At 59.1% G+C, this 21388-nt stretch carries 17 protein-coding genes; 8 read left to right on the plus strand and 9 right to left on the minus strand.

Features of this window, described 5'->3' with window-relative positions; translation table 11 throughout:
* The 7 genes from DFS28_RS16460 to cobA all read left to right on the plus strand — a co-directional run bounded on the left by DFS28_RS16460 (nt 1) and on the right by cobA (nt 10487).
* Entirely contained in the window at nt 1-576 is a 576-nt protein-coding gene (locus DFS28_RS16460) for an ANTAR domain-containing response regulator (RefSeq protein WP_008146285.1), read from the plus strand.
* 359 nt (nt 577-935) lie between these two features.
* Nucleotides 936-2147: a NarK/NasA family nitrate transporter gene (locus DFS28_RS16465; RefSeq protein ID WP_111450635.1), complete on the plus strand. Its 1212-nt coding sequence runs from the start codon at nt 936-938 to the stop codon at nt 2145-2147.
* Nucleotides 2148-2154: 7 nt separating this feature from the next.
* Complete coding sequence (locus DFS28_RS16470) at nt 2155-3825, plus strand: bifunctional protein-serine/threonine kinase/phosphatase (protein WP_111450636.1); 1671 nt, start codon at nt 2155-2157, stop codon at nt 3823-3825.
* A 402-nt stretch (nt 3826-4227) separates the two neighbouring features.
* Nucleotides 4228-6681, plus strand: coding sequence for a nitrite reductase large subunit NirB (nirB, locus tag DFS28_RS16475; protein ID WP_111450637.1), 2454 nt, complete (start codon nt 4228-4230; stop codon nt 6679-6681).
* A complete protein-coding gene (gene nirD / locus DFS28_RS16480; protein ID WP_008146292.1) occupies nt 6678-6995 on the plus strand; it encodes a nitrite reductase small subunit NirD in 318 nt (105 codons plus the stop codon). Before nirB ends, nirD begins: the two co-directional genes overlap by 4 nt.
* Entirely contained in the window at nt 6995-9709 is a 2715-nt protein-coding gene (locus DFS28_RS16485; RefSeq protein WP_165934005.1) for a nitrate reductase, read from the plus strand. The genes nirD and DFS28_RS16485 overlap by 1 nt, the downstream gene beginning before the upstream one ends.
* Before the next feature lie 10 nt (nt 9710-9719).
* On the plus strand, nt 9720-10487 hold the full coding sequence (cobA, locus tag DFS28_RS16490) for a uroporphyrinogen-III C-methyltransferase (protein ID WP_111450638.1): 768 nt from the start codon (nt 9720-9722) through the stop codon (nt 10485-10487).
* A 124-nt stretch (nt 10488-10611) separates the two neighbouring features.
* On the opposite strand, the gene DFS28_RS16495 is transcribed toward cobA, so the two are convergent.
* From DFS28_RS16495 to ppsA, 8 genes are all read right to left on the minus strand, one after another.
* Nucleotides 10612-11646, minus strand: a complete 1035-nt coding sequence (locus DFS28_RS16495) for an OmpA family protein (protein ID WP_111450639.1) — start codon at nt 11644-11646, stop codon at nt 10612-10614.
* A gap of 107 nt (nt 11647-11753) precedes the next feature.
* A complete protein-coding gene (gene sigX, locus DFS28_RS16500; RefSeq protein WP_008146300.1) occupies nt 11754-12344 on the minus strand; it encodes an RNA polymerase sigma factor SigX in 591 nt (196 codons plus the stop codon).
* A gap of 89 nt (nt 12345-12433) precedes the next feature.
* Complete coding sequence (locus tag DFS28_RS16505; protein ID WP_046053154.1) at nt 12434-13258, minus strand: mechanosensitive ion channel domain-containing protein; 825 nt, start codon at nt 13256-13258, stop codon at nt 12434-12436.
* Nucleotides 13259-13260: 2 nt separating this feature from the next.
* Nucleotides 13261-13509, minus strand: coding sequence for a hypothetical protein (locus DFS28_RS16510; protein WP_008146303.1), 249 nt, complete (start codon nt 13507-13509; stop codon nt 13261-13263).
* A 63-nt stretch (nt 13510-13572) separates the two neighbouring features.
* Nucleotides 13573-14568: a zinc transporter ZntB gene (locus tag DFS28_RS16515; protein WP_111450640.1), complete on the minus strand. Its 996-nt coding sequence runs from the start codon at nt 14566-14568 to the stop codon at nt 13573-13575.
* Nucleotides 14569-14593: 25 nt separating this feature from the next.
* On the minus strand, nt 14594-15085 hold the full coding sequence (rraA, locus tag DFS28_RS16520; protein WP_111450641.1) for a ribonuclease E activity regulator RraA: 492 nt from the start codon (nt 15083-15085) through the stop codon (nt 14594-14596).
* Between the two features lie 121 nt (nt 15086-15206).
* Complete coding sequence (locus DFS28_RS16525) at nt 15207-16196, minus strand: alpha/beta fold hydrolase (protein ID WP_111450642.1); 990 nt, start codon at nt 16194-16196, stop codon at nt 15207-15209.
* Between the two features lie 166 nt (nt 16197-16362).
* Nucleotides 16363-18738, minus strand: coding sequence for a phosphoenolpyruvate synthase (gene ppsA, locus DFS28_RS16530; RefSeq protein WP_111450643.1), 2376 nt, complete (start codon nt 18736-18738; stop codon nt 16363-16365).
* A 174-nt stretch (nt 18739-18912) separates the two neighbouring features.
* Between ppsA and DFS28_RS16535 the strand changes: the two genes are divergently transcribed.
* Nucleotides 18913-19731, plus strand: coding sequence for a pyruvate, water dikinase regulatory protein (locus tag DFS28_RS16535; RefSeq protein WP_111450644.1), 819 nt, complete (start codon nt 18913-18915; stop codon nt 19729-19731).
* Nucleotides 19732-19843: 112 nt separating this feature from the next.
* On the opposite strand, the gene DFS28_RS16540 is transcribed toward DFS28_RS16535, so the two are convergent.
* Complete coding sequence (locus DFS28_RS16540; protein ID WP_111450645.1) at nt 19844-21253, minus strand: PLP-dependent aminotransferase family protein; 1410 nt, start codon at nt 21251-21253, stop codon at nt 19844-19846.
* Nucleotides 21254-21388: the final 135 nt, after the last annotated feature.

A 21388-nucleotide genomic window follows, 5' to 3' on the forward strand; every position in this document is an offset into this window, starting at 1 on the left:
ATGTTGCGTATCCTGCTGATCAACGACACCGCGAAGAAAGTCGGTCGCCTGAAGGCGGCCCTGACCGAAGCCGGGTTCGAGGTAATCGACGAGTCGGGCCTGACCATCGACCTGCCCGCGCGCGTCGAAACGGTGCGTCCGGACGTGATTTTGATCGATACCGAGTCACCGAGCCGCGATGTGATGGAGCAAGTGGTGCTGGTGAGCCGCGACCAACCGCGGCCGATCGTGATGTTTACCGATGAACATGACCCCGATGTGATGCGTCAGGCGATCAAGTCCGGCGTCAGCGCCTACATCGTCGAAGGCATCCACGCACAGCGCTTGCAGCCGATTCTCGACGTGGCCATGGCGCGTTTTGAAAGCGACCAGGCCCTGCGCGCCCAACTCAACGCCCGTGACCAGCAACTGGCCGAGCGCAAGCGCATCGAGCTGGCCAAAGGGCTGCTGATGAAAATGAAGGACTGCAACGAGGAAGAGGCCTACACCCTGATGCGCCGCCAGGCCATGAGCCGGCAGCAGAAGCTGATACAGGTGGCGGAGCAGATCATTGCCATGAGTGAGCTGCTCGGCTGAAGCCTTGTGGTGAATGATCGATCGCCTTCGCGAGCAAGCCCGCTCCCACACTTGATTTGTGTCGAACTTCAATGTTGTGAACGACACAACTTCCCTGTGGGAGCGGGCTTGCTCGCGAATGGCCGCGACTCGGTCTCCCTTGTTGGCACAGATCTCGCAAAGTAATCACTACAGGTAACCAACGGCGGTTGCCCCACCTACGACAAAGACGTCGCTCACCTCATTTGCCCTTTGGCGAATCCGGTGGCGGCGTTTTTTTGTTTTGGCCCCACAGACCGGGGCCGGTGGTGCGGCCGATGCGGCGCCCCACCTGCAAGCTCATGACTCCTTCTCGAGACTCCTAACAGCTGAGGTGCGCGATGAATTCAAGCTTCTGGAAATCTGGCCATACCCCGACATTGTTCGCGGCCTTCCTCTATTTCGACCTGAGTTTCATGGTCTGGTACCTGCTCGGCCCACTGGCGGTGCAGATCGCCGCCGACCTGCACCTGACCACCCAACAGCGCGGGCTGGTGGTGGCCACGCCGATTCTGGCCGGGGCGGTATTGCGCTTTGTAATGGGCTTGCTGGCTGATCGCCTGTCGCCAAAAACCGCCGGGCTGATTGGCCAGGTGATCGTCATCTGCGCCCTGTTCGGTGCCTGGAAACTCGGCATCCACAGTTACGAACAAGCGTTGGTGCTGGGCCTGTTCCTTGGCATGGCTGGCGCATCCTTCGCCGTCGCCCTGCCGCTGGCCTCGCAATGGTATCCACCCCAGCACCAAGGCAAAGCCATGGGCATCGCCGGTGCCGGTAACTCGGGCACCGTGCTCGCTGCACTGATCGCCCCGGTGCTGGCCGCGGCATTTGGCTGGAGCAACGTGTTCGGCTTCGCCCTGATCCCGCTGATTCTGACCATCATCGTCTTCGCCTGGCTGGCCAAAAACTCGCCTGAGCGGCCAAAAGCCAAGTCCGTGTCCGACTACTTCAAGGCCTTGGGCGACCGCGACAGCTGGTGGTTCATGTTTTTCTACAGCGTGACCTTCGGCGGCTTCATCGGCCTGGCCAGCGCCCTGCCCGGCTATTTCAACGACCAATATGGCCTCAGCCCGGTAACCGCCGGTTACTACACCGCCGCCTGCGTGTTCGGCGGCAGTTTGATGCGTCCGTTGGGCGGCGCTCTGGCCGACCGCTTCGGTGGCATTCGCACTCTGTTGGGGATGTACTCGGTGGCGGCGGTCTGCATCGCAGCGGTGGGTTTCAATCTGCCGAGTTCCTACGCGGCATTGGCACTTTTCGTCTGCACCATGCTCGGTTTGGGTGCAGGTAATGGCGCTGTTTTCCAATTGGTGCCGCAGCGTTTTCGTCGAGAGATCGGTGTGATGACCGGTTTGATCGGCATGGCCGGCGGTATTGGTGGATTTGCACTGGCAGCGGGCATGGGCGCGATCAAGCAAAGCACCGGCAGCTATCAACTGGCCTTGTGGTTGTTCGCCAGCCTTGGCGTTCTGGCCTGGTTCGGTCTGCATGGTGTGAAACGTCGCTGGAGAACCACTTGGGGTTCGGCAGCCGTGACCGCTGCACGGGTCTGAAGCCTCAATGAGCCTGCAACTGAGTTTTGCCGAAGCGAGCGCCATCGGCCCTCGCGAGGAGAATCAGGACGCCCTGCGCCTGGTGACTCCAGCCCCGGCGCTGGCGGCGAGCAAGGGTTACCTGTTCGCCATCGCCGATGGCGTCAGCCAATGCGCCGATGGTGGTCTCGCCGCCCGCTCGACGTTGCAGGCTCTTGCGCTGGATTACTACGCCACGCCGGAAACCTGGGGCGTCGCGCAGGCATTGGATCGCCTGCTACTGGCACAAAACCGCTGGTTGCAGGCCAATGGCGGTGGGCAACCGTTGCTCACCACCGTCAGTGCTTTGGTCATGCGCGGTAGGCGGTTTACCTTGGCCCATGTCGGCGATTGCCGGGTTTATCGCTGGCACGCCGACACCTTGCAACGGGTCAGCGAGGATCACGTCTGGGACCAGCCGGGCATGCAGCATGTGCTCAAACGGGCACTTGGGCTCGATCAGCATCTGGTGCTGGATTTTCTCGATGGCGAACTGCGGTTGAACGAAAGTTTCGTACTGCTCAGCGACGGCATTTGGGCCGTGCTGGGCGACACCGCGATTGCGGCAATTCTGCGCGATCAACCGGATTTGAACAGCGCTGCGCAGACCTTGGTCAGTGCGGCGCATCTGGCCGGCAGCCAGGACAACGCCAGCGCCTTGTTGGTGCGGGTCGATGCCCTCGGTGAAACGAGCATCGGCGATGCGTTGATTCATTTGCAGCAATGGCCGCTGCCGCCAGCGCTGAAACCGGGTCAGACCTTCGAGGGTTGGCAGGTTGAAGGAATACTCGGCCAGAGCCAGCAGTCGCTGCTCTATCGGGTGCGCGATGGACAACAACAGCCTTGGCTACTGAAAACCTTGCCGGGCGCGTTGCGTGATGATCACCTCGCAGGGCAGGCGTTGCTGTCGGAAGAATGGTTTCTCAAGCGCGTGGCCGGGCGGCATTTCCCTGAAGTCCATGCCGCCAGTCAGCGCCAGCATTTGTACTACGTGATGCGGGAATATTCCGGATCTACCTTGGCGGAGCTGCACGCCGATGTCGGACCGCTGCCTCTGCCCCAATGGCAAGATCTGGCCGAACGCCTGCTGCGCGCCGTTGGCATGCTGCATCGACGGCAGATTCTCCATCGCGATATCAAACCGGAGAACCTGCTGCTGGGAGACGACGGAGAATTGCGCCTGCTGGACTTCGGCCTCGCCTACTGCCCTGGCCTGTCCGAAGATCAGCCTTCTGCCTTGCCTGGAACACCCAGCTATATCGCGCCCGAAGCCTTTCGCGGGGAAGCGCCGACTCCGCAACAGGACTTATATGCCGTCGGCGTGACCTTGTATTTCCTGCTCACCGGGCATTATCCCTACGGCGAAATCGAAGCCTTCCAGCGCCCACGGTTCGGGGTTCCGGTCAGCGCCAGTCGCTATCGACCCGACCTGCCGGAATGGATTGCACAAAGTCTGGAGCACGCCGTGGCGGCGGATCCGGATCAACGCTTTGAAACGGCGGAAGAATGGTTGCTGCTGCTGGAACAGGGCGAGCGACGCAGTTTGAGCGTGCGCCCCAGACCGTTGCTGGAACGAGAGCCGTTGAAGGTCTGGCGGACCTTGGCGCTGGTGTCGTTGCTGGTGAACCTGGTGCTGCTGGTTTTGTTGTTTCATGGTTGAGTTTTTCACTGCACCCAAAAGATCAAAAGATCGCAGCCTGCGCCAGCTCCTACGGGTGCCCACGATCTCCTGCAGGAGCTGCCGTAGGCTGCGATCTTTTGACTTTTCTGCTTCAAAACCGGGCATAGCGCATTGAACCGGTGCACAAAAACACCCTCCGCCCATGACGAAAGCCCATAAATTCTGCATTTGCGAGAGTTGGCACAACCACTGCATTACCTTTCTCAACAGACATAAAGCCCAGCCTTCAACGATGAAGGATGCGCTGCCCGAGAGAACGGGACCAGGACAAAGGCGTCCTCGCTAGGCAACTAGCGGGACGCCTTTTTTTGTTTGCGCAAATTTTGTCGAGCAAGACCTGAAAGCCCTGATGAGGCGGGTCCGAGCTCCCCGGAGAACCTGATGAAAAAATTAAAACTGGTGATGATCGGCAACGGCATGGCCGGGGTTCGCACCCTCGAAGAGCTGCTCAAGCTGAGCAATGAGCTGTACGACATCACGGTCTTCGGCGCCGAACCTCATACCAACTACAACCGCATTCTGCTCTCGCCCGTACTGGCCGGCGAACAGACCTTCGAAGAGATCGTGCTGAACGATCTGGATTGGTACCTGGAAAACAACATCAAGCTGCTGCTCAACCGCAAAGTGGTAGAGATCGACCGGGTCAAACGCCGGGTGATCGCCGAAGACGGCACCGAGGCCGAATACGACCGCCTGCTGATTGCCACCGGCTCGACGCCGTTCATCCTGCCGATCCCTGGCAATACCTTGCAGGGCGTGATCGGCTACCGCGACATTGCCGACACCCAGGCAATGATCGACACCGCCAAGACCCACAAGCACGCCGTGGTCATCGGCGGCGGCCTGCTGGGTCTTGAAGCCGCCAACGGCCTGATGCTGCGCGGCATGCACGTCACCGTGGTGCACATCGGTGAATGGCTGCTGGAACGGCAACTGGACAAAACCAGCGGCCAGTTGCTGCAAACCGCCCTGGAAGCCCGTGGCCTGCACTTTCGTCTTTGCGAGCAAACCCAGGCTCTGCACGACGCCGGCAATGGCCGGGTCGGCTCGGTTGAGTTCAAGAATGGCGAAATCATCCCCGCCGACCTGGTAGTGATGGCCGCCGGTATTCGACCCAACACCGAACTTGCGGAAAAATCCGGCATCCCCTGCAACCGCGGGATTTTGGTCAACGACACGATGCAAACCTACGACCCTCGGGTCTACGCCATCGGCGAATGCGCCAGCCACCGCGGCATCGCTTACGGCCTGGTGGCGCCGCTGTTCGAACAGGCCAAGGTCTGCGCCAACCACCTCGCCCAATTGGGCTTTGCCACCTACAAAGGCTCGGTGACGTCGACCAAATTGAAGGTCACCGGCATCGACCTGTTCTCCGCCGGCGACTTTATGGGCGGCGAAGGCACCGAAACCATCACCCTCTCCGACCCGATCGGTGGGGTCTACAAAAAACTGGTGATCAAGGATGACGTGCTGGTCGGGGCCTGTCTGTACGGCGATACGGCAGACGGCGGCTGGTATTTCCGGCAGATCCGTGAGAATCACGCCATCGACGAGATCCGCGATCACCTGATGTTTGGTGAAAACGCCTTGGGCGACGTAGGACATCAAGGCCAGGACAAAGCCATGAGCATGGCCGACACCGCCGAAGTCTGCGGCTGCAACGGCGTGTGCAAAGGCACCATCGTCAAGGCGATTCAGGAGCACGGGCTGTTCAGCGTCGACGACGTCAAGAAACACACCAAGGCTGCCAGCTCCTGCGGCTCCTGCGCAGGGTTGGTGGAACAGATCCTGATCAACACCGTGGGTGGCGCAGCAGACGTCAAACCGAAAAGCGAGAAAGCCATCTGCGGTTGCAGTGACCTCAACCACGGGCAAATCCGCCAGGCCATCCGCGACCAGCACCTGCTGACCATCGCCGGCACCCTGAGCTACCTGAACTGGCGCACCCCGAACGGTTGCGCCACGTGCCGCCCGGCGCTCAACTACTACCTGATTTCCACTTGGCCGGGCGAAGCCAAGGATGATCCACAATCGCGCCTGATCAACGAACGGGCCCACGCCAACATTCAGAAAGACGGCACTTACTCTGTAGTCCCACGGATGTGGGGCGGTGTGACCAATCCTTCGGAACTGCGGCGCATTGCCGACGTGGCCGACAAATACAACGTGCCGATGGTCAAGGTGACCGGCGGCCAGCGTATCGATTTGCTGGGGATCAAGAAGCAGGACCTGCCAGGCGTCTGGAAGGATCTCGACATGCCGTCCGGCCACGCCTACGGCAAATCCATTCGCACCGTGAAGACCTGCGTCGGCAGCGAGTTCTGCCGCTTCGGTACGCAGAACTCCACGCAACTGGGCATCGAGCTTGAGCACGACCTGTTCAACATGTGGTCGCCGCACAAAGTGAAACTGGCCGTCTCCGGCTGCCCACGCAACTGCTCGGAAGCGGGCATCAAGGACGTCGGAATTATCGGCGTGGACTCGGGCTGGGAGATGTACATCGGCGGCAACGGCGGGATCAAAACCGAAGTCGCGGAATTCTTCGTCAAGCTCAAGACCGCCGAAGAAGTGCGTGAATACAACGGCGCTTTCCTGCAGCTCTATCGCGAAGAAGCGTTCTACCTCGAACGCACCGTGCACTACCTGCAACGGGTCGGCATGGAACACATCAAGAAAGCCGTGCTGGAAGACCCGCAGCGGCGCAAAGCGCTCAACGATCGCCTGCAATTCTCCTTGTCGTTCGAACAGGACCCGTGGAAGGAACGCCTGGAGCAACCGCTGTTGAAGAAAGAATTCGACGTCATCACGGTGAAGAATCTGGAGGTGCCGGTATGAACTGGCTGGATATCTGCGCACTGGAAGAAATCAATGCCCTAGGCTCGCGGATCATTGCCGGCCCGAAAGGCGATATCGCGATTTTTCGTACCAGCGACGATGAGGTTTTCGCCCTCGATGACCGCTGCCCGCACAAGGGCGGGCCACTGTCCCAAGGTTTGATCTACGGCAAACGAGTCGCCTGCCCGCTGCACAACTGGCAGATCGACCTTGAGACTGGCGAAGCCCAGGCCCCGGACATCGGTTGTGCTCACCACCATTCAGCACGGGTCGAGAATGGTCGGGTGTTGCTGGCCCTGCGGGAAGCAAGCTGATGAACCAGATCACCGCTTCCACCTGCTGCTATTGCGGGGTCGGCTGTGGCGTGCTGATCGAGCATGACGGCGAGCGCATTCTCGGCGTCAGCGGCGATCCGGCCCACCCGGCCAACTTCGGCAAACTGTGCAGCAAAGGCTCTACCTTGCACCTCACCGGCGACCTCGCAGCCAGGGCGCTGTATCCCGAACTGCGCCTGGGCAAAGGCCTCGCCCGTAGCCGCACCGACTGGGACACCGCCCTCGATCACGCCGCCAGCGTTTTTGCCGAGACCATTGCCGAACACGGCCCGGACAGCGTGGCGTTCTACATTTCCGGGCAATTGCTGACCGAGGATTACTACGCCTTCAACAAACTGGCGCGAGCGCTGGTGGGCACCAACAACATCGACAGCAATTCGCGCCTGTGCATGTCGTCGGCCGTGGTCGGTTACAAGCGCAGCCTGGGCGCCGACGCCCCCCCGTGCAGCTACGAAGACCTGGAATTGAGCGACTGCGTGATGATCGTCGGCAGTAACATGGCCTACGCCCACCCGATACTTTTCCGTCGCCTGGAGGAAGCAAAATCCCGCCGGCCGCAGATGAAAGTCATCGTCATCGACCCACGTCGTACCGACACCTGCGATCTGGCTGACCTGCACCTGGCGATTCTGCCGGGCACCGATGTCGCCTTGTTCCATGGAATTTTGCACCTGTTGCTGTGGGAAGACTGGGTCGACCGCGACTTCATCAAGGCCCACACCGAAGGCTTGGCCGAACTGAAGAACCTGGTGCGCGATTACACGCCGCAGATGGTTTCGCAGCTCTGCGGGATCAGCGTCGAGCAACTGCAGCAATGCGCCGAATGGGTTGGCACTTCACCGAGCTTCCTGTCGCTGTGGTGCATGGGCTTGAACCAGTCCACCGCCGGCAGCGCGAAAAACAGCGCACTGATCAACCTGCACCTGGCCACCGGGCAAATCGGCCGCCCCGGCGCAGGACCTTTCTCCCTGACCGGTCAGCCGAATGCCATGGGTGGCCGCGAAACCGGCAGCCTGTCGAACCTGCTGCCAGGCCATCGCGAGGCTGCCAATGCCGAACATCGCGCAGAAGTGGCGGCGTATTGGGGCGTGGATCAACTGCCTGCAAACACCGGGCTCACCGCTATCGAATTGTTTGAGCAGGTGCGCAGCGGAAAAATCAAGGCACTGTGGATCGCCTGCACCAACCCCGCGCAATCAATGCCGGATCAAACCGCCGTGCGCGCAGCACTGCAAGCCTGCCCGTTCGTGGTGTTGCAGGAGGCCTTCCGCACCACCGAAACCGCAGCCTTCGCCGACCTGCTGCTGCCTGCCGCCAGTTGGGGCGAAAAGGACGGCACGGTGACCAACTCTGAACGGCGCATTTCCCACGTTCGCCGAGCCATCGTCGCGCCCGGCGAAGCCCGCCCGGACTGGGCGATTACGGTGGATTTCGCACAGCGCCTGGAGAAATATCTGCGTCCCGGGCAAAGCAGCCTGTTTGCCATTGAAAACCCCGCGCAGGTCTTCGACGAGTACAAGCAATTGACCCGCGGGCGTGATCTGGACTTGTCCGGCATCAGTCATGCACTGATCGACCGCCTCGGTCCGCAGCAATGGCCCTTCCCCACTGGCGCCAGCGAAGGCACAGCCCGGCTGTACCTGGACGGAATTTTCCCGACGGCCAGTGGACGTGCGCAATTCGTGGCCGACCCGTATCGCGCCGCCAAGGAACAACGCGACGCGCGCTTCCCGCTGACCCTGATCACCGGCCGCCTGCGGGACCAATGGCACGGCATGAGCCGCACCGGCACCGCCGCGCAGTTGTTCGGCCACGTCAGCGAAGCCGTGTTGAGTTTGCACCCCGATGAACTGCGTCGGCATCGGCTGCAATCGGGCGACCTGGTCAGCCTGAAAAGTCGCCGTGGCGAAGTGATTGTCGCCGTTGGAGGCGACGACAGCGTGCGACCCGGTCAGGCCTTTCTGCCCATGCATTGGGGTGACCGCTTCCTCAAGGGTGGCGTCAATGCGCTCACCCAACCGGCTTTCGATCCTTTGTCGAAACAACCCGAACTCAAACACAGCGGCGTGCGTCTCGAACCTGTGAATCTCCCATGGCAGCTATTCGCCCTGATCGAAGGCGATGTTCAACAGAATTTTGAGACGCTACGACCGCTCTGTGAGGCGTTTTCCTACGTCAGCCTCAGCCTCGCTGGTCGTGAACGCCCCGCGCTGCTGATACGCGCTGCCAGCGCCGTCGCGCCCGACCCGCAACTGCTGCGTGATATCGATCAATGCCTGGGACTCAACGATGGCCCGGTTTTGGCCTACGACGACCCACGGCGCTCCATCGGTAAACGGGTGCGGATCGAGAACGGCCGGATCACCGCGATTCGCCTGGCCGGTGAAACCCTTGCCCAACACTGGCTGCAAAGCCTGTGGCTGGAAGGTCGCGCTGACGAACAACTGCGGCGCTGGTTACTGGCACCGCTGAGCGCACCGCCGGGCAACAGCAGTACGCCGGCCATCGGTAGCAAAACCCTGTGCAACTGCAAAAACGTCAGCCAAAGCGCGGTCTGCGCCGGCATTAACCGCGGTCTGGACCTGCAGGGTTTGAAACAAGAATTGGGCTGCGGCACGCAATGCGGCTCCTGCGTCCCGGAAATCAAGCGTTTGCTGGCCGCCACTGCGCAGCCGGTCGCCGTCACCTCGTGAGGAAAACACTATGAGCGCAAAAGTCTGGCTGGTGGGTGCGGGTCCTGGCGATCCGGAATTGTTGACCCTCAAGGCCGTTCGAGCGTTGAGCGAAGCGGATGTGGTGCTGATCGATGACCTGGTCAACGACGCGGTGCTGGAGCATTGCCCGCAGGCACGGATTATTCCCGTGGGCAAGCGCGGCGGCTGTCGCTCCACACCTCAGGCATTCATTCATCGCCTGATGCTGCGTTATGCCCGCCACGGAAAATGCGTGGTGCGCCTCAAGGGCGGTGATCCGTGCATTTTTGGCCGGGGCGGCGAAGAGGCGCAGTGGCTGCGTGAACAGGGGGTCGAAGTGGAACTGGTCAACGGCATCACCGCCGGGCTGGCCGGCGCAACGCAATGCGATATTCCGTTGACCCTGCGGGGTGTTGCGCGTGGCGTGACGCTGGTCACCGCCCACACTCAGGATGGCAGCAGCCTGAACTGGCAAGCCCTGGCCCAAGGTGGTACGACGCTGGTGGTGTATATGGGTGTCGCAAAACTGAGCGAGATTCGCGAGCAACTGCTCGCCGGAGGAATGGCGGCGGATACACCGGTGGCAATGATTGAAAACGCTTCCCTGCCACACCAACGGGAATGTCGGAGCGATCTGACTGCGATGGAAGAAGATGCCTACGCCTTTGAGTTGAAAAGCCCGGCCATCCTGGTGATCGGAGCGGTCGCGGCCTGCAAAGAAAGTCAAAAAATCGCAGCCTGCGGCAGCCCCTACACAGCTTCTGCGTTCAACCTGTAGCTGCCGAAGGTTCGGGCCGCGTTTCGGACGATCTTTTCACCGCAACGCAAATCTCCCGCTAAAACCCAAATCGCAGACAAAGAAAAGCCCGGCCTAAGCCGGGCTTTTCAGAGCTGCAAGCTAATTACTTAGCTGGAGCTTCAACCTGCGCTTCTACGCGACGGTTTACAGCGCGACCAGCTTCAGTTTTGTTGTCAGCAACTGGGCGGGATTCGCCGTAGCCAACAGACTGAACGCGGGACGATTCAACACCGTACTGGTTGGTCAGAACTTGCTTAACGGCGTTTGCACGACGCTCGGACAGTTTCTGGTTGTAAGCGTCAGGACCGACGGAGTCAGTGTGACCTTCAACAGTAGTAGTGGTGGATGGGTACTGCTTCATGAAGTCAGCGAGGTTTTTGATGTCGCCGTAGCTGTTAGGCTTGACTACCGACTTGTCGAAGTCGAACTTCACGTCCAGCTCAACACGAACAACTTCAGCAACTGCTGGGCAGCCATCAGCGTCAACAGTTACGTTGGCTGGGGTGTCCGGGCACTTGTCAACGTTGTCGCAAACGCCATCGTTGTCGCTGTCGGAGCAGACTTCAGCTGGTGCTGGAACTGGAGCAGCAGCAGGCTTGGAGCCGCCACCGAAGTTCACACCGATACCGACGCTTGGAGCCCACTCGGTGTCGCCCTGGTCGATGTTGTATTGAGCTTCAACGCCAGCACGGGCGTAGAAGTTATCGGTGAAGTACAGCTTGGCACCGCCGCCAACGTTGGCGAAGGTGGAACGGTTACGACCGCCACCGCCGTTCTGGCCAATGCTCTGGTCCGAGAAACCGGCAGAAACGTATGGACGGATCATGTCGCCTGGGTTGTTGAAGTGGTACAGAGCGTCCAGAGCGGTATCAGCGCCCTTAACGTTACGACCGTCATCGGAACGCACGTTGTGCACTTCGTCGTAAGCCAGACGCAGTTCAACGTCGTCGGTGATGAAGTAGCCTACGGAAGCGCCAAACAGGTTGCCATTGTTTTTGAAGTCACGATCGCTGTCGTACTGTTCTTTCTTGGCGAAGCCTTCGATTTCAACTGCGCCTTGGCCTTGTGCCAGTGCGCCGAACGTAGTGGCGGCAATCAAAGAACCAATGGCCAAGCCCAAGGTGTTTTTCAGTTTCATCCGTTAAATCCCCATCTGGTGATTGTGAAGCAGTCCCGCAAACCGGGGGACAACTCGGCGGCAAGTCTATCAGAACTTGCCTACACGTAAGAGATATTTGCGCCGAACTAAGTTTCAGCAATGCCTGCAAATTTCTCACGCAATTTATCTAGAGCACGTTTGTAACGCATTTTTGTCGCACTCAAACCCATGTGCATGATATCCGCGATCTCTTGAAATTCCAGCTCTGCGACAAATCGTAGCACCAGAATTTCACGGTCAATCGGGTTCACATACACTAACCAGCGATCAAGTCCACCCTTGTCCTCAGGTTTCGGCGCCTTTTCTTCAGACGCTTCCTCGAGGGGGTCCAGACTCAAAGCATCCATCAAACGACGCTTTCGCCGTTCTTTCCGATACTGCGTGATGCACTCGTTGTACGTGATGCTGTATAGCCACGTCTTGAACTTCGATTTGCCCTCGAAGTTCTTCAGGCCATACAGCACCTTCAACATCACTTCCTGACAGACATCGTCTGCGTCGCGATCGTTCCCAAGATACCGCGCACAGACGTTAAATAATGTTCGCTGGTAACGCCGCATCAGTTCTTCATAAGCGCGCGTTACGTGAAACAGCTCGGTATGCGAGCGCGCGACCAACTCCTCATCAGAGAGCTCGCGGGGGTCGTAGCGCGTGGACAGCGATTGAGCTTTATTCAAAACAAGTCGGGCCGACAGTCAGGTCAATGTCCGCCGCAACCCTTTTCAGGGTATTTTTGCGGCGGCATACATTAGCAGGGTTTGCCGGGTTAGCGGCTACTCACATGCTGTTCCAGGAGAATCCGATTGGAAAGAGAGACTAGCTCCCCCTCATCGGTCAGCAATGTGGTTTTAACCGTGCCGATCTCTTCGATCTGACCTTCGACCTCGCCAACACGCACTTGTTGCCCAACCTGATACAACTCCCGCACATAGATTCCCGCAAGAATCTGACCGGCAATTTCCCGGCTTCCCAATCCCATGGCCAGCGCAACCGCCAGACCAACGGTAATCAAAACTATCACAATCACGTGGTTGAGCAGGTCAGTCTTGACCTCCAACTGGCTGATTGCGACCGAAATACTGATGATAATCACCAGGCCCTGGGCAATTCTCCCCAAGCCCGCAGCATAATCCAGCCCGACACCCTCTGCTGCACCTCGCACCAGCCCATTGGCCAATTGCGCGAGTAAAACACCCACCAGCAGCACCAGCGCGGCGCCAAATACTTTCGGCACATACAGCGCAAGCATATCAAGCGTAGCCGAAACTCGCTCAAGCCCAAGGGATTCTGCGGCAGAAACCAGGAAAATCAGCAGAACGAACCAATAGACAATCTTGCCAATCAAGGTCGAGATAGGCACTTGAAGGCCGGCCCGGGACAGCAATTTGGTCAGTCCGGTGCCGCCCATCAGGCGATCGAGCCCCAGCTTGGCGAGCAACTTAGACAGCAAAGTGTCCAAAAGTTTCGCAACGACGAAACCCAACAGCAGCACAACCAGTGCGCCGAACAGGTTCGGGATGAAATTTGCAACCTTGGTCCATAACGCAGTCATTGCAGTGACGAGGCTCTGAGTCCAGAGATCAAGTTCCATATTCAATCAGCCTTATCAGCAGTGCGAACGGTAGGTTTACGGTGACGGGAAACCGGAGCGACATGGGCCGATCCGTTATTCAGGGCGATCATCAACGCGGGCAGCCAACGGCCCAGCAGGCTGAACAGATCACCGGCGCCGACCTGGCGGTTGGCGGTTTTCAGTACACGCCCAAGGCACGCATCGTCGTCCCGGGTGGACGGTGATGCCTTGAGCATGTCACGCAAAGACTGTTCAAACGGATCGTGCATACGCACCTCTCGTGATATCTGTGAAAGACGCGGTCAAATTTGCTCGGGTCACATCGCTCATCCTCAGACCCAGCGCAAACGTCGGAATAACCACCACTGCCCCAGCGCCACCGAGACCATCATCAGGCACGCGATCAGGAAGCCATAGGGGCTTGCAGAGAACGGAATCCCGCCGACATTGATGCCCAGAAGCCCCGTCAGAAAACTCATCGGCAAAAAGATCCCGGTGATGATCCCGAAGCGGTACATCGTGCGATTCATTCGCACGCTTAAACGTCTGTCTTCGGCCTCGAGGACCAACCCCACCCGCTCCCGGGTCAATTCCAGCTCCTCCAGATATCGGGTCAGGCTGTTGTTCAATTCGTTCCAGTAATCGCCATCATCTTCGACAAACCAAGGCAGTTTTATCCGTGTCAGCTGACCGAAAATGTCCCGTTGCGGAGCGAGAAAGCGCTTCAACGCAGCAGCCCTTCGCCGGATCTGTAAAACGGCTCCGTGCTCGGGTGTATACCGTTCGTCGGCATCCAGCTTTTCTTCTTCCTCATCGACGACTTCCGAGAGGCAGCTAACCAGATCCTGCACCTTGTGGGTGAGGTATTGCGCCATATAAAGGATGAGTTCTGACGCCGTTTTCGGTCCTTTGCCTTCGGCGAGCTGCAGCAGCAACTCATCCGTGGCGCGCAACGGACGCAAACGCAGGGAAATGACCCGCTGGGCCGACGCGAAGATCCGCACCGAGACCATGTCTTCCGGCTCGGCGCCCGGGTTCAGGTTGACCCCACGCAAAAATAGCAGCAGTTCGCTGTCCGAAAGCTGTACAAGACGCGGACGGGTGTTTTCTTCAAGTAAAAGATCACAGCTGAATTCGCTCAGACCGCTGGATTTTCGCAACCAGGTCTGGGTTTGCGGGTGACTGCGATCCCAGTGCAGCCACAGGCTTTCTTGGGCCTGCAGCTGCAAGTCATCGAGTTCAGTCCGGGCTATCGAACGCGCACTGCCTTTACCGTCCAGCACCAGGGCATGCACCAGCCCCCACTGCGCGTTTTCTTCCTCGAACATCCTCACCCCTTTGTTGGTGCAGCGCTTATTCAGGCATTTTCAGCGGGCTTGGCGAAATGATCACGCCGTTATTGTCCGCATAGATGTAGTGGCCCGGGTGGAACGTCACACCGGCAAAAGTGACCGCAACGTTGAGATCGCCGAGCCCGCGCCGGTCGGATTTCCTCGGGTGGCTGGCCAGGGCCTGAACGCCCAGATCGGTCTGCGCGATGATATCTACGTCGCGGATGCAACCGTAGATCACCAGCCCTTCCCAGCCGTTTTTAGCGGCTTTCTCGGCCAACATGTCACCCAGCAACGCATGACGCAGGGAACCGCCGCCGTCGACCACCAGCACCTTGCCATTCCCCTTCAGCTCGACCTGCTCCTTGACTCGCGAATTGTCTTCGAAACATTTGATGGTCACGATTTCGCCACCGAAAGAATCACGGCCGCCGAAATTGTTGAACATCGGCTCCAGCACCTGCACCAGCTCCGGATAGGCGTCGCAAAGGTCAGGCGTGATGTAATGGTTCATCGAGAAACTCCTGTAGAGAGGAAGACAATCGAGGATGTCGCAAAGTGACCAGAAAAGCTCAATGCGTCATATCTTAGCCGCAAGCCGAACGGAGCGAAATGCCCTTGTTAGAGCATCAGGCTCATACCGCCGCAGCCAGACCCGGTTTTCCACCCAGCAATGGCGTTTGCTGATCTGCCAACCAGCGCGCCACCAGCGGCCAGACTTCAGTCTGCGCAGACTTGCTGACGAGCATCTCTACATGACCGAAATTATCGCCAAAGCCCTGCTCGCGACCCAGGCTGATGAATTGCTTATGCTCGGAACCCACCTGATCGAACAGCTTGCGACAAGCCCAGGTTGGGTCCTGATGGTCACCGGCGGCACTCACGGCCAATACCGGTAACTGAACGTCGGCCAATCCGGCCCACCAATCCTTGTCGGCATCGCCAAAGCGCCCGAACAGGCCATACCAGCGCATGCTTTCCAGGGCCAGGCCAATGGGCTCATCCTCCGGGCCGCGCTTGAGCCGTGAACCGGACAACTGGGCAAAGCGTTTAAGAATGAAACGCCCGCTCCACTCCACCGGGGGAATTTTCAACGGCCAATAGGTGCGGCTGATTTGAGTGCCGAAAAACGCTGCGGAAGCCACTACCGGCTCGCCGATGTACTCACCACCCAATGCCGCTGCCAGGGTAATCCCGCCCAGCGAGTGACCGATCCAGTGCGGGATCTGGCCGCTCTGCTCGCGCACGAACGCGCCAATGGCCGGCAAATCGTAACGGGCGTAGTCGGCAACACGGTTCTTGCGGTAGTTCTGGTTACGCTGGGACAGGCCGTGTCCACGCATTTCGGGAATCCATACATCGAATCCCAGACGCGTCAGGTAGGCGCCCAGTCCAAGCCCCTTCGGGGAAAACCAGAACCGGCGATTGGAAAAGCTGCCGTGAAGCAAAATAACCGGAACGCCACGCGCGTCTGAGCCATCCGCCATGCCCAGGCGCGTCACGGCCAGTTCGACGGTGCCGTCAGGGCTGTTGCCGGGTTTCAGACGATAGACGTCTTCGCTCAGATCGCCGCGCCGCTCGGCGCTGATCAGGGCGACAGGAAATAGGTTGCTGCTGCTTTGCATAATGCTCTTGCACAAAAAAGGGCGGCATCCAGAGGAGCCCGCCCTACTTCAATCTCAGAAAACGACTACCCCCTGTAGGAGCACAGCTTGCTGGCGATGGCGATTTTGTAGACGCCATCGCGGGCAAGCCTTGCTCCTACAGTGAGCGGCCCTTTCACTCACACCATCAAGCCGGAGCCTGACCTTCAGCCAGGAAGAACCAGGTTTCCAGTACGGAATCGGGGTTCAACGAAACGCTTTCGATGCCCTGCTCCATCAGCCATTTGGCCAGATCAGGGTGGTCCGAAGGACCCTGACCGCAAATGCCGATGTACTTGCCAGCCTTGTTGCAGGCCTGAATCGCGTTGGCCAACAGCTTCTTGACCGCCGGATTACGCTCGTCAAACAGGTGCGCGATGATCCCGGAGTCACGGTCCAGGCCCAGGGTCAGCTGGGTCAGGTCGTTGGAACCGATGGAGAAGCCGTCGAAGAACTCGAGGAATTCTTCAGCGAGGATCGCGTTGGACGGCAGTTCGCACATCATGATGATGCGCAGACCGTTTTCGCCGCGCTTCAGACCGTTCTCCGCCAACAGGTCGATGACCTGGCTGGCTTCGCCGAGGGTACGGACGAACGGCACCATGATTTCGACGTTGGTCAGACCCATCTCGTTGCGCACACGCTTGAGGGCGCGGCATTCGAGTTCGAAGCAGTCACGGAACGATTCGCTGATGTAACGCGAAGCGCCACGGAAGCCCAGCATCGGGTTTTCTTCTTCCGGCTCGTAGAGCTTGCCACCGATCAGGTTCGCGTATTCGTTGGACTTGAAGTCCGACAGACGCACGATGACCTTTTTCGGGGTGAACGCAGCAGCCAGGGTGCTGATGCCTTCAACCAGCTTCTCGACATAGAAACCGACTGGGTCGTCATAGCCGGCAATGCGTTTGTCGACGCTGTCCTTGATGTCCTGCGGCAACCCTGCGTAGTTCAGCAGCGCTTTCGGGTGAACACCGATCATGCGGTTGATGATGAACTCCAGACGGGCCAGGCCCACACCGGCGTTCGGCAGTTGCGCGAAGTCGAAGGCGCGATCCGGGTTGCCGACGTTCATCATGATCTTGAACGGCAGATCAGGCATGGCATCGACGGAGTTTTTCTTGATGTCGAAGCCCAGTTCGCCTTCGAAGATGTAACCGGTGTCGCCTTCAGCGCAGGAAACGGTCACACCCTGGCCTTCTATCAACAGCTGGGTGGCGTTGCCGCAACCGACCACGGCGGGGATGCCCAGCTCGCGAGCGATGATCGCCGCGTGGCAAGTACGGCCGCCACGGTTGGTGACAATGGCGCTGGCGCGCTTCATGACCGGTTCCCAGTCCGGGTCGGTCATGTCGGAGACCAGAACGTCGCCTGGCTGGACTTTGTCCATCTCGGACACGTCCTTGATGATGCGGACCTTGCCGGCGCCGATGCGCTGGCCGATGGCGCGACCTTCAACCAGCACCGTGCCGGTTTCTTTCAACAGGTAACGTTCCATGACGTTGGCCTGGGTGCGGCTCTTCACGGTTTCAGGACGGGCCTGAACGATGTAGAGCTTGCCGTCGTCGCCGTCTTTGGCCCATTCGATATCCATCGGGCACTTGTAGTGCTTCTCGATGATCATCGCTTGCTTGGCCAGTTCGCTGACTTCGGCGTCGGTCAGGCAGAAACGTGCGCGATCAGCCTTGTCGACGTCGATGGTCTTGACCGATTTACCGGCCGTGGCGACTTCGCCGTAGATCATCTTGATGGCTTTGCTGCCCAGGTTGCGACGCAGGATGGCCGGACGACCGGCTGCCAGCGTACCTTTGTGGACGTAGAACTCATCCGGGTTCACCGCGCCTTGTACGACGGTTTCACCCAGGCCGTAGGCGCCGGTGATGAACACCACGTCACGGAAGCCCGATTCGGTATCGAGGGTGAACATCACGCCGGCGGTGCCGGTTTCGGAGCGGACCATGCGCTGCACGCCAGCCGACAGGGCAACCAGCTTGTGGTCGAAGCCCTGGTGGACGCGGTAGGAAATCGCGCGGTCGTTGAACAGCGAAGCGAACACCTCTTTGGCGGCGCGAATAACGTTTTCGACACCACGGATGTTCAGGAAGGTTTCCTGCTGACCGGCAAAGGAAGCGTCCGGCAGGTCTTCGGCGGTAGCGGAAGAGCGCACGGCCACGGCCATGTCAGGGTTGCCGGCCGACAGCGTGGCGAACGCGGTGCGGATTTCGGCGTTGAGCTTCTCGGGGAACTCGGCTTCCATGATCCATTGACGGATCTGGGCGCCAGTCTTGGCCAGGGCATTGACATCATCGACGTCCAGGGCGTCGAGGGCGGCATGGATCTGATCGTTCAGGCCGCTCAGCTCGAGAAAATCACGATAAGCCTGAGCTGTCGTGGCGAAGCCACCGGGCACCGATACACCGGCACCTGCAAGGTTACTGATCATCTCGCCCAGGGATGCGTTCTTGCCCCCTACGTGCTCTACATCATGGACGCCGAGCTTATCGAGGGAAACTACGTACTCTACCAAGGTGATCTCTCCACTAACTGTGTTGGAAAAGCTCAGAAGCCGGCTGCTCTATGGAGCGTTTGCCAGCTGTATGGCCTGGACCTGGAAAATAAGTGAGAATGCAGGCCACTGGCGGCCGGCAAATCGCGCCTATCATATCCAAGATTCGTTACTAGCTTAAGGCCCAAGGTGCAAATGAAACGATCTGCTTTCTTTATCTCCGATGGTACCGGCATTACCGCCGAAACCCTGGGTCAAAGCCTCCTGGCGCAGTTCGAAAACATTACCTTCAGCAAATTCACGAAGCCGTACATCGACAACGCGGATAAAGCGCGGCTCATGGTACAACAAATCAACAAAGCCGCTGAAAACGATGGTTTTCGGCCGATCATCTTCGACACCATTGTCAACCAGGACATCCGTGAGATCCTCGCAACGTCCAATGGTTTCATGATCGACATTTTCTCGACCTTTCTGGCGCCTCTTGAACAGGAATTGACCGAGCATTCTTCCTACACCGTCGGCAAGTCCCACTCGATTGGCAGCAACTCCAATTACATGGAGCGGATCGAGGCGGTGAACTTCGCCCTCGACAACGACGACGGTGCGCGCACGCATTATTACGACAAGGCGGACCTGATTCTAGTGGGCGTGTCGCGTTGTGGTAAGACGCCGACGTGCCTGTACATGGCCATGCAATTTGGCATCCGCGCGGCCAACTATCCGCTGACCGAAGACGACATGGAACGCCTGCAATTGCCAGCAACCCTGCGTGCCCATCAGCACAAACTGTTCGGCCTGACCATCGACCCGGACCGCCTCACCGCGATCCGCAACGAGCGCAAGCCCAACAGCCGCTATTCGAGCTACGCCCAGTGCGAATTCGAAGTGCGTGAGGTGGAGAATCTGTTCCGTCGCGAGAACATTCCGCACATCAATTCCACGCATTTTTCGGTGGAAGAGATTTCGGCGAAGATTCTGGTGGAGAAAGGCGTGGAGCGGCGGTTCAAGTAGTTCTTTAGCGCCTGTCAGGCCGCCTTCGCGAGCAAGCCCGCTCCCACATTTGACCGAGTCGCGGCAAACGTACGCGGTCAAATGTGGGAGCGGGCTTGCTCGCGAAGAACGATTACACGGTCTCAGCCAATGCCCCCGCCAACGCTTCAAACCCTTGAAGCAACAACCGATCATCCCCCGTCGAATGACACACACTCGCCCTGATGAACTGCGGCACCGCCCCATGTCCGACCGCAAACGCCTCAGCAGTCGCCACCCGGTAATTATTCTCCTTGAGCTCCTCAGCAATCTGCGAGGCCCGCCACGGCTCGGGCACTTCGATCCAGAAGTGCGGGCTATGGGAATGGGTTTTATACGCCAAGCCTTCCAGCACACCACTGACCAACGTCTTGCGCCGACCGATCTCGGCAATCTGCTGGCTCAACAACTGCTCGGCCATGCCGTTTTCTATCCACAGACTCGCCACCTCCAGCGACAGCGGGCTGGCCATCCAGCACGTCCCGCGCACGGCTGCGCTCAAACGTCCGATCAACGGTTGCGGCGCATGCAGGTAACCGACCCGCAAACCCGCCGAAACCGCCTTGCTCAGGCTGCCGATCAGCACCGAGCGCTCCGGGGCGAAATGGCTCAAGGGTAACGGTCGCTGTTGAGCCAATACCGCGTGGGCTTCGTCTTCAAAGATCAACAGATTGTGCTGCCGACAGATCTCTGTAATCGCCTCGCGCCGTGCGACGGACATCACTGCAGCCGTAGGATTCTGGATCGTCGGTGTGCAATACAGCGCCGACACACGATGGTTGCGGCAAACCTCCTCCAGGGCATTGGGCATCAGCCCTTCATCATCCATCCCGACACCGATCAGTTTTATCCCGAGCTGGCGTGCGACGCTGATCAACCCCGGGTAGGTCAGGTGCTCTGTCACCAACGTATCACCCGCCTTGAGCAACCCCATCAAGGCACACAACAGACCGTGCTGGCCGCCGTTCACGCAAACGATCTGCTCGGCGTTCGGGACAAATTCTTTATGCCTGAGCCAGTGCGCCCCTGCCGCACGATAGCGTGGCAAACCGACATCGACGGTGTAACCGCTGATGTGTTGCAACGCCTCAGGATCAAGGGACAACGCTTGCAGGCTCTGACTCAAAAAAAGCGCTTCCTGCCCCGGAATCGGTTGATTGCGGCTCATGTCGAAAAACGCCTGCGGCTCATCGCTGACATTGCGAAAGCCGCCGTCCCGCGGCCGTTCCATCCCACGCTGACGCACATAGGTGCCGTCTCCTACGCGAGCGACCACCAATCCCACACGTTCGAGCTCACCGTAAGCGCGGCTGACGGTACCGATGGTCACACCGAGGCTATCCGCCAGCAGCCGATGAGGCGGCAATTTGCAGCCGGGCTCGATCAGCCCTTCAGCAATGCCTTTTTCGATCGCGTCGGCGAGGCGTTTGTATTTCACCCCCAGACCGTTCGCCAGGCCGTCGCGCAGGATTGACACCATGGCAATACTTGTTTTGACAGTCATTCCAGCCCCGAATAGCGTGCTTGAAACAGGTTCAATCAGGGATAGACCTTTTGCAGAAGGAGGTCAATTCCGAACATAAAAGGAGTCCGATCATGTCCATAGCCATCAGCGCACCTTCACGTACTGCTAAACCCT

Source organism: Pseudomonas sp. 478 (assembly GCF_003254125.1).
In the GTDB taxonomy this organism is placed as follows: Bacteria; Pseudomonadota; Gammaproteobacteria; order Pseudomonadales; family Pseudomonadaceae; genus Aquipseudomonas.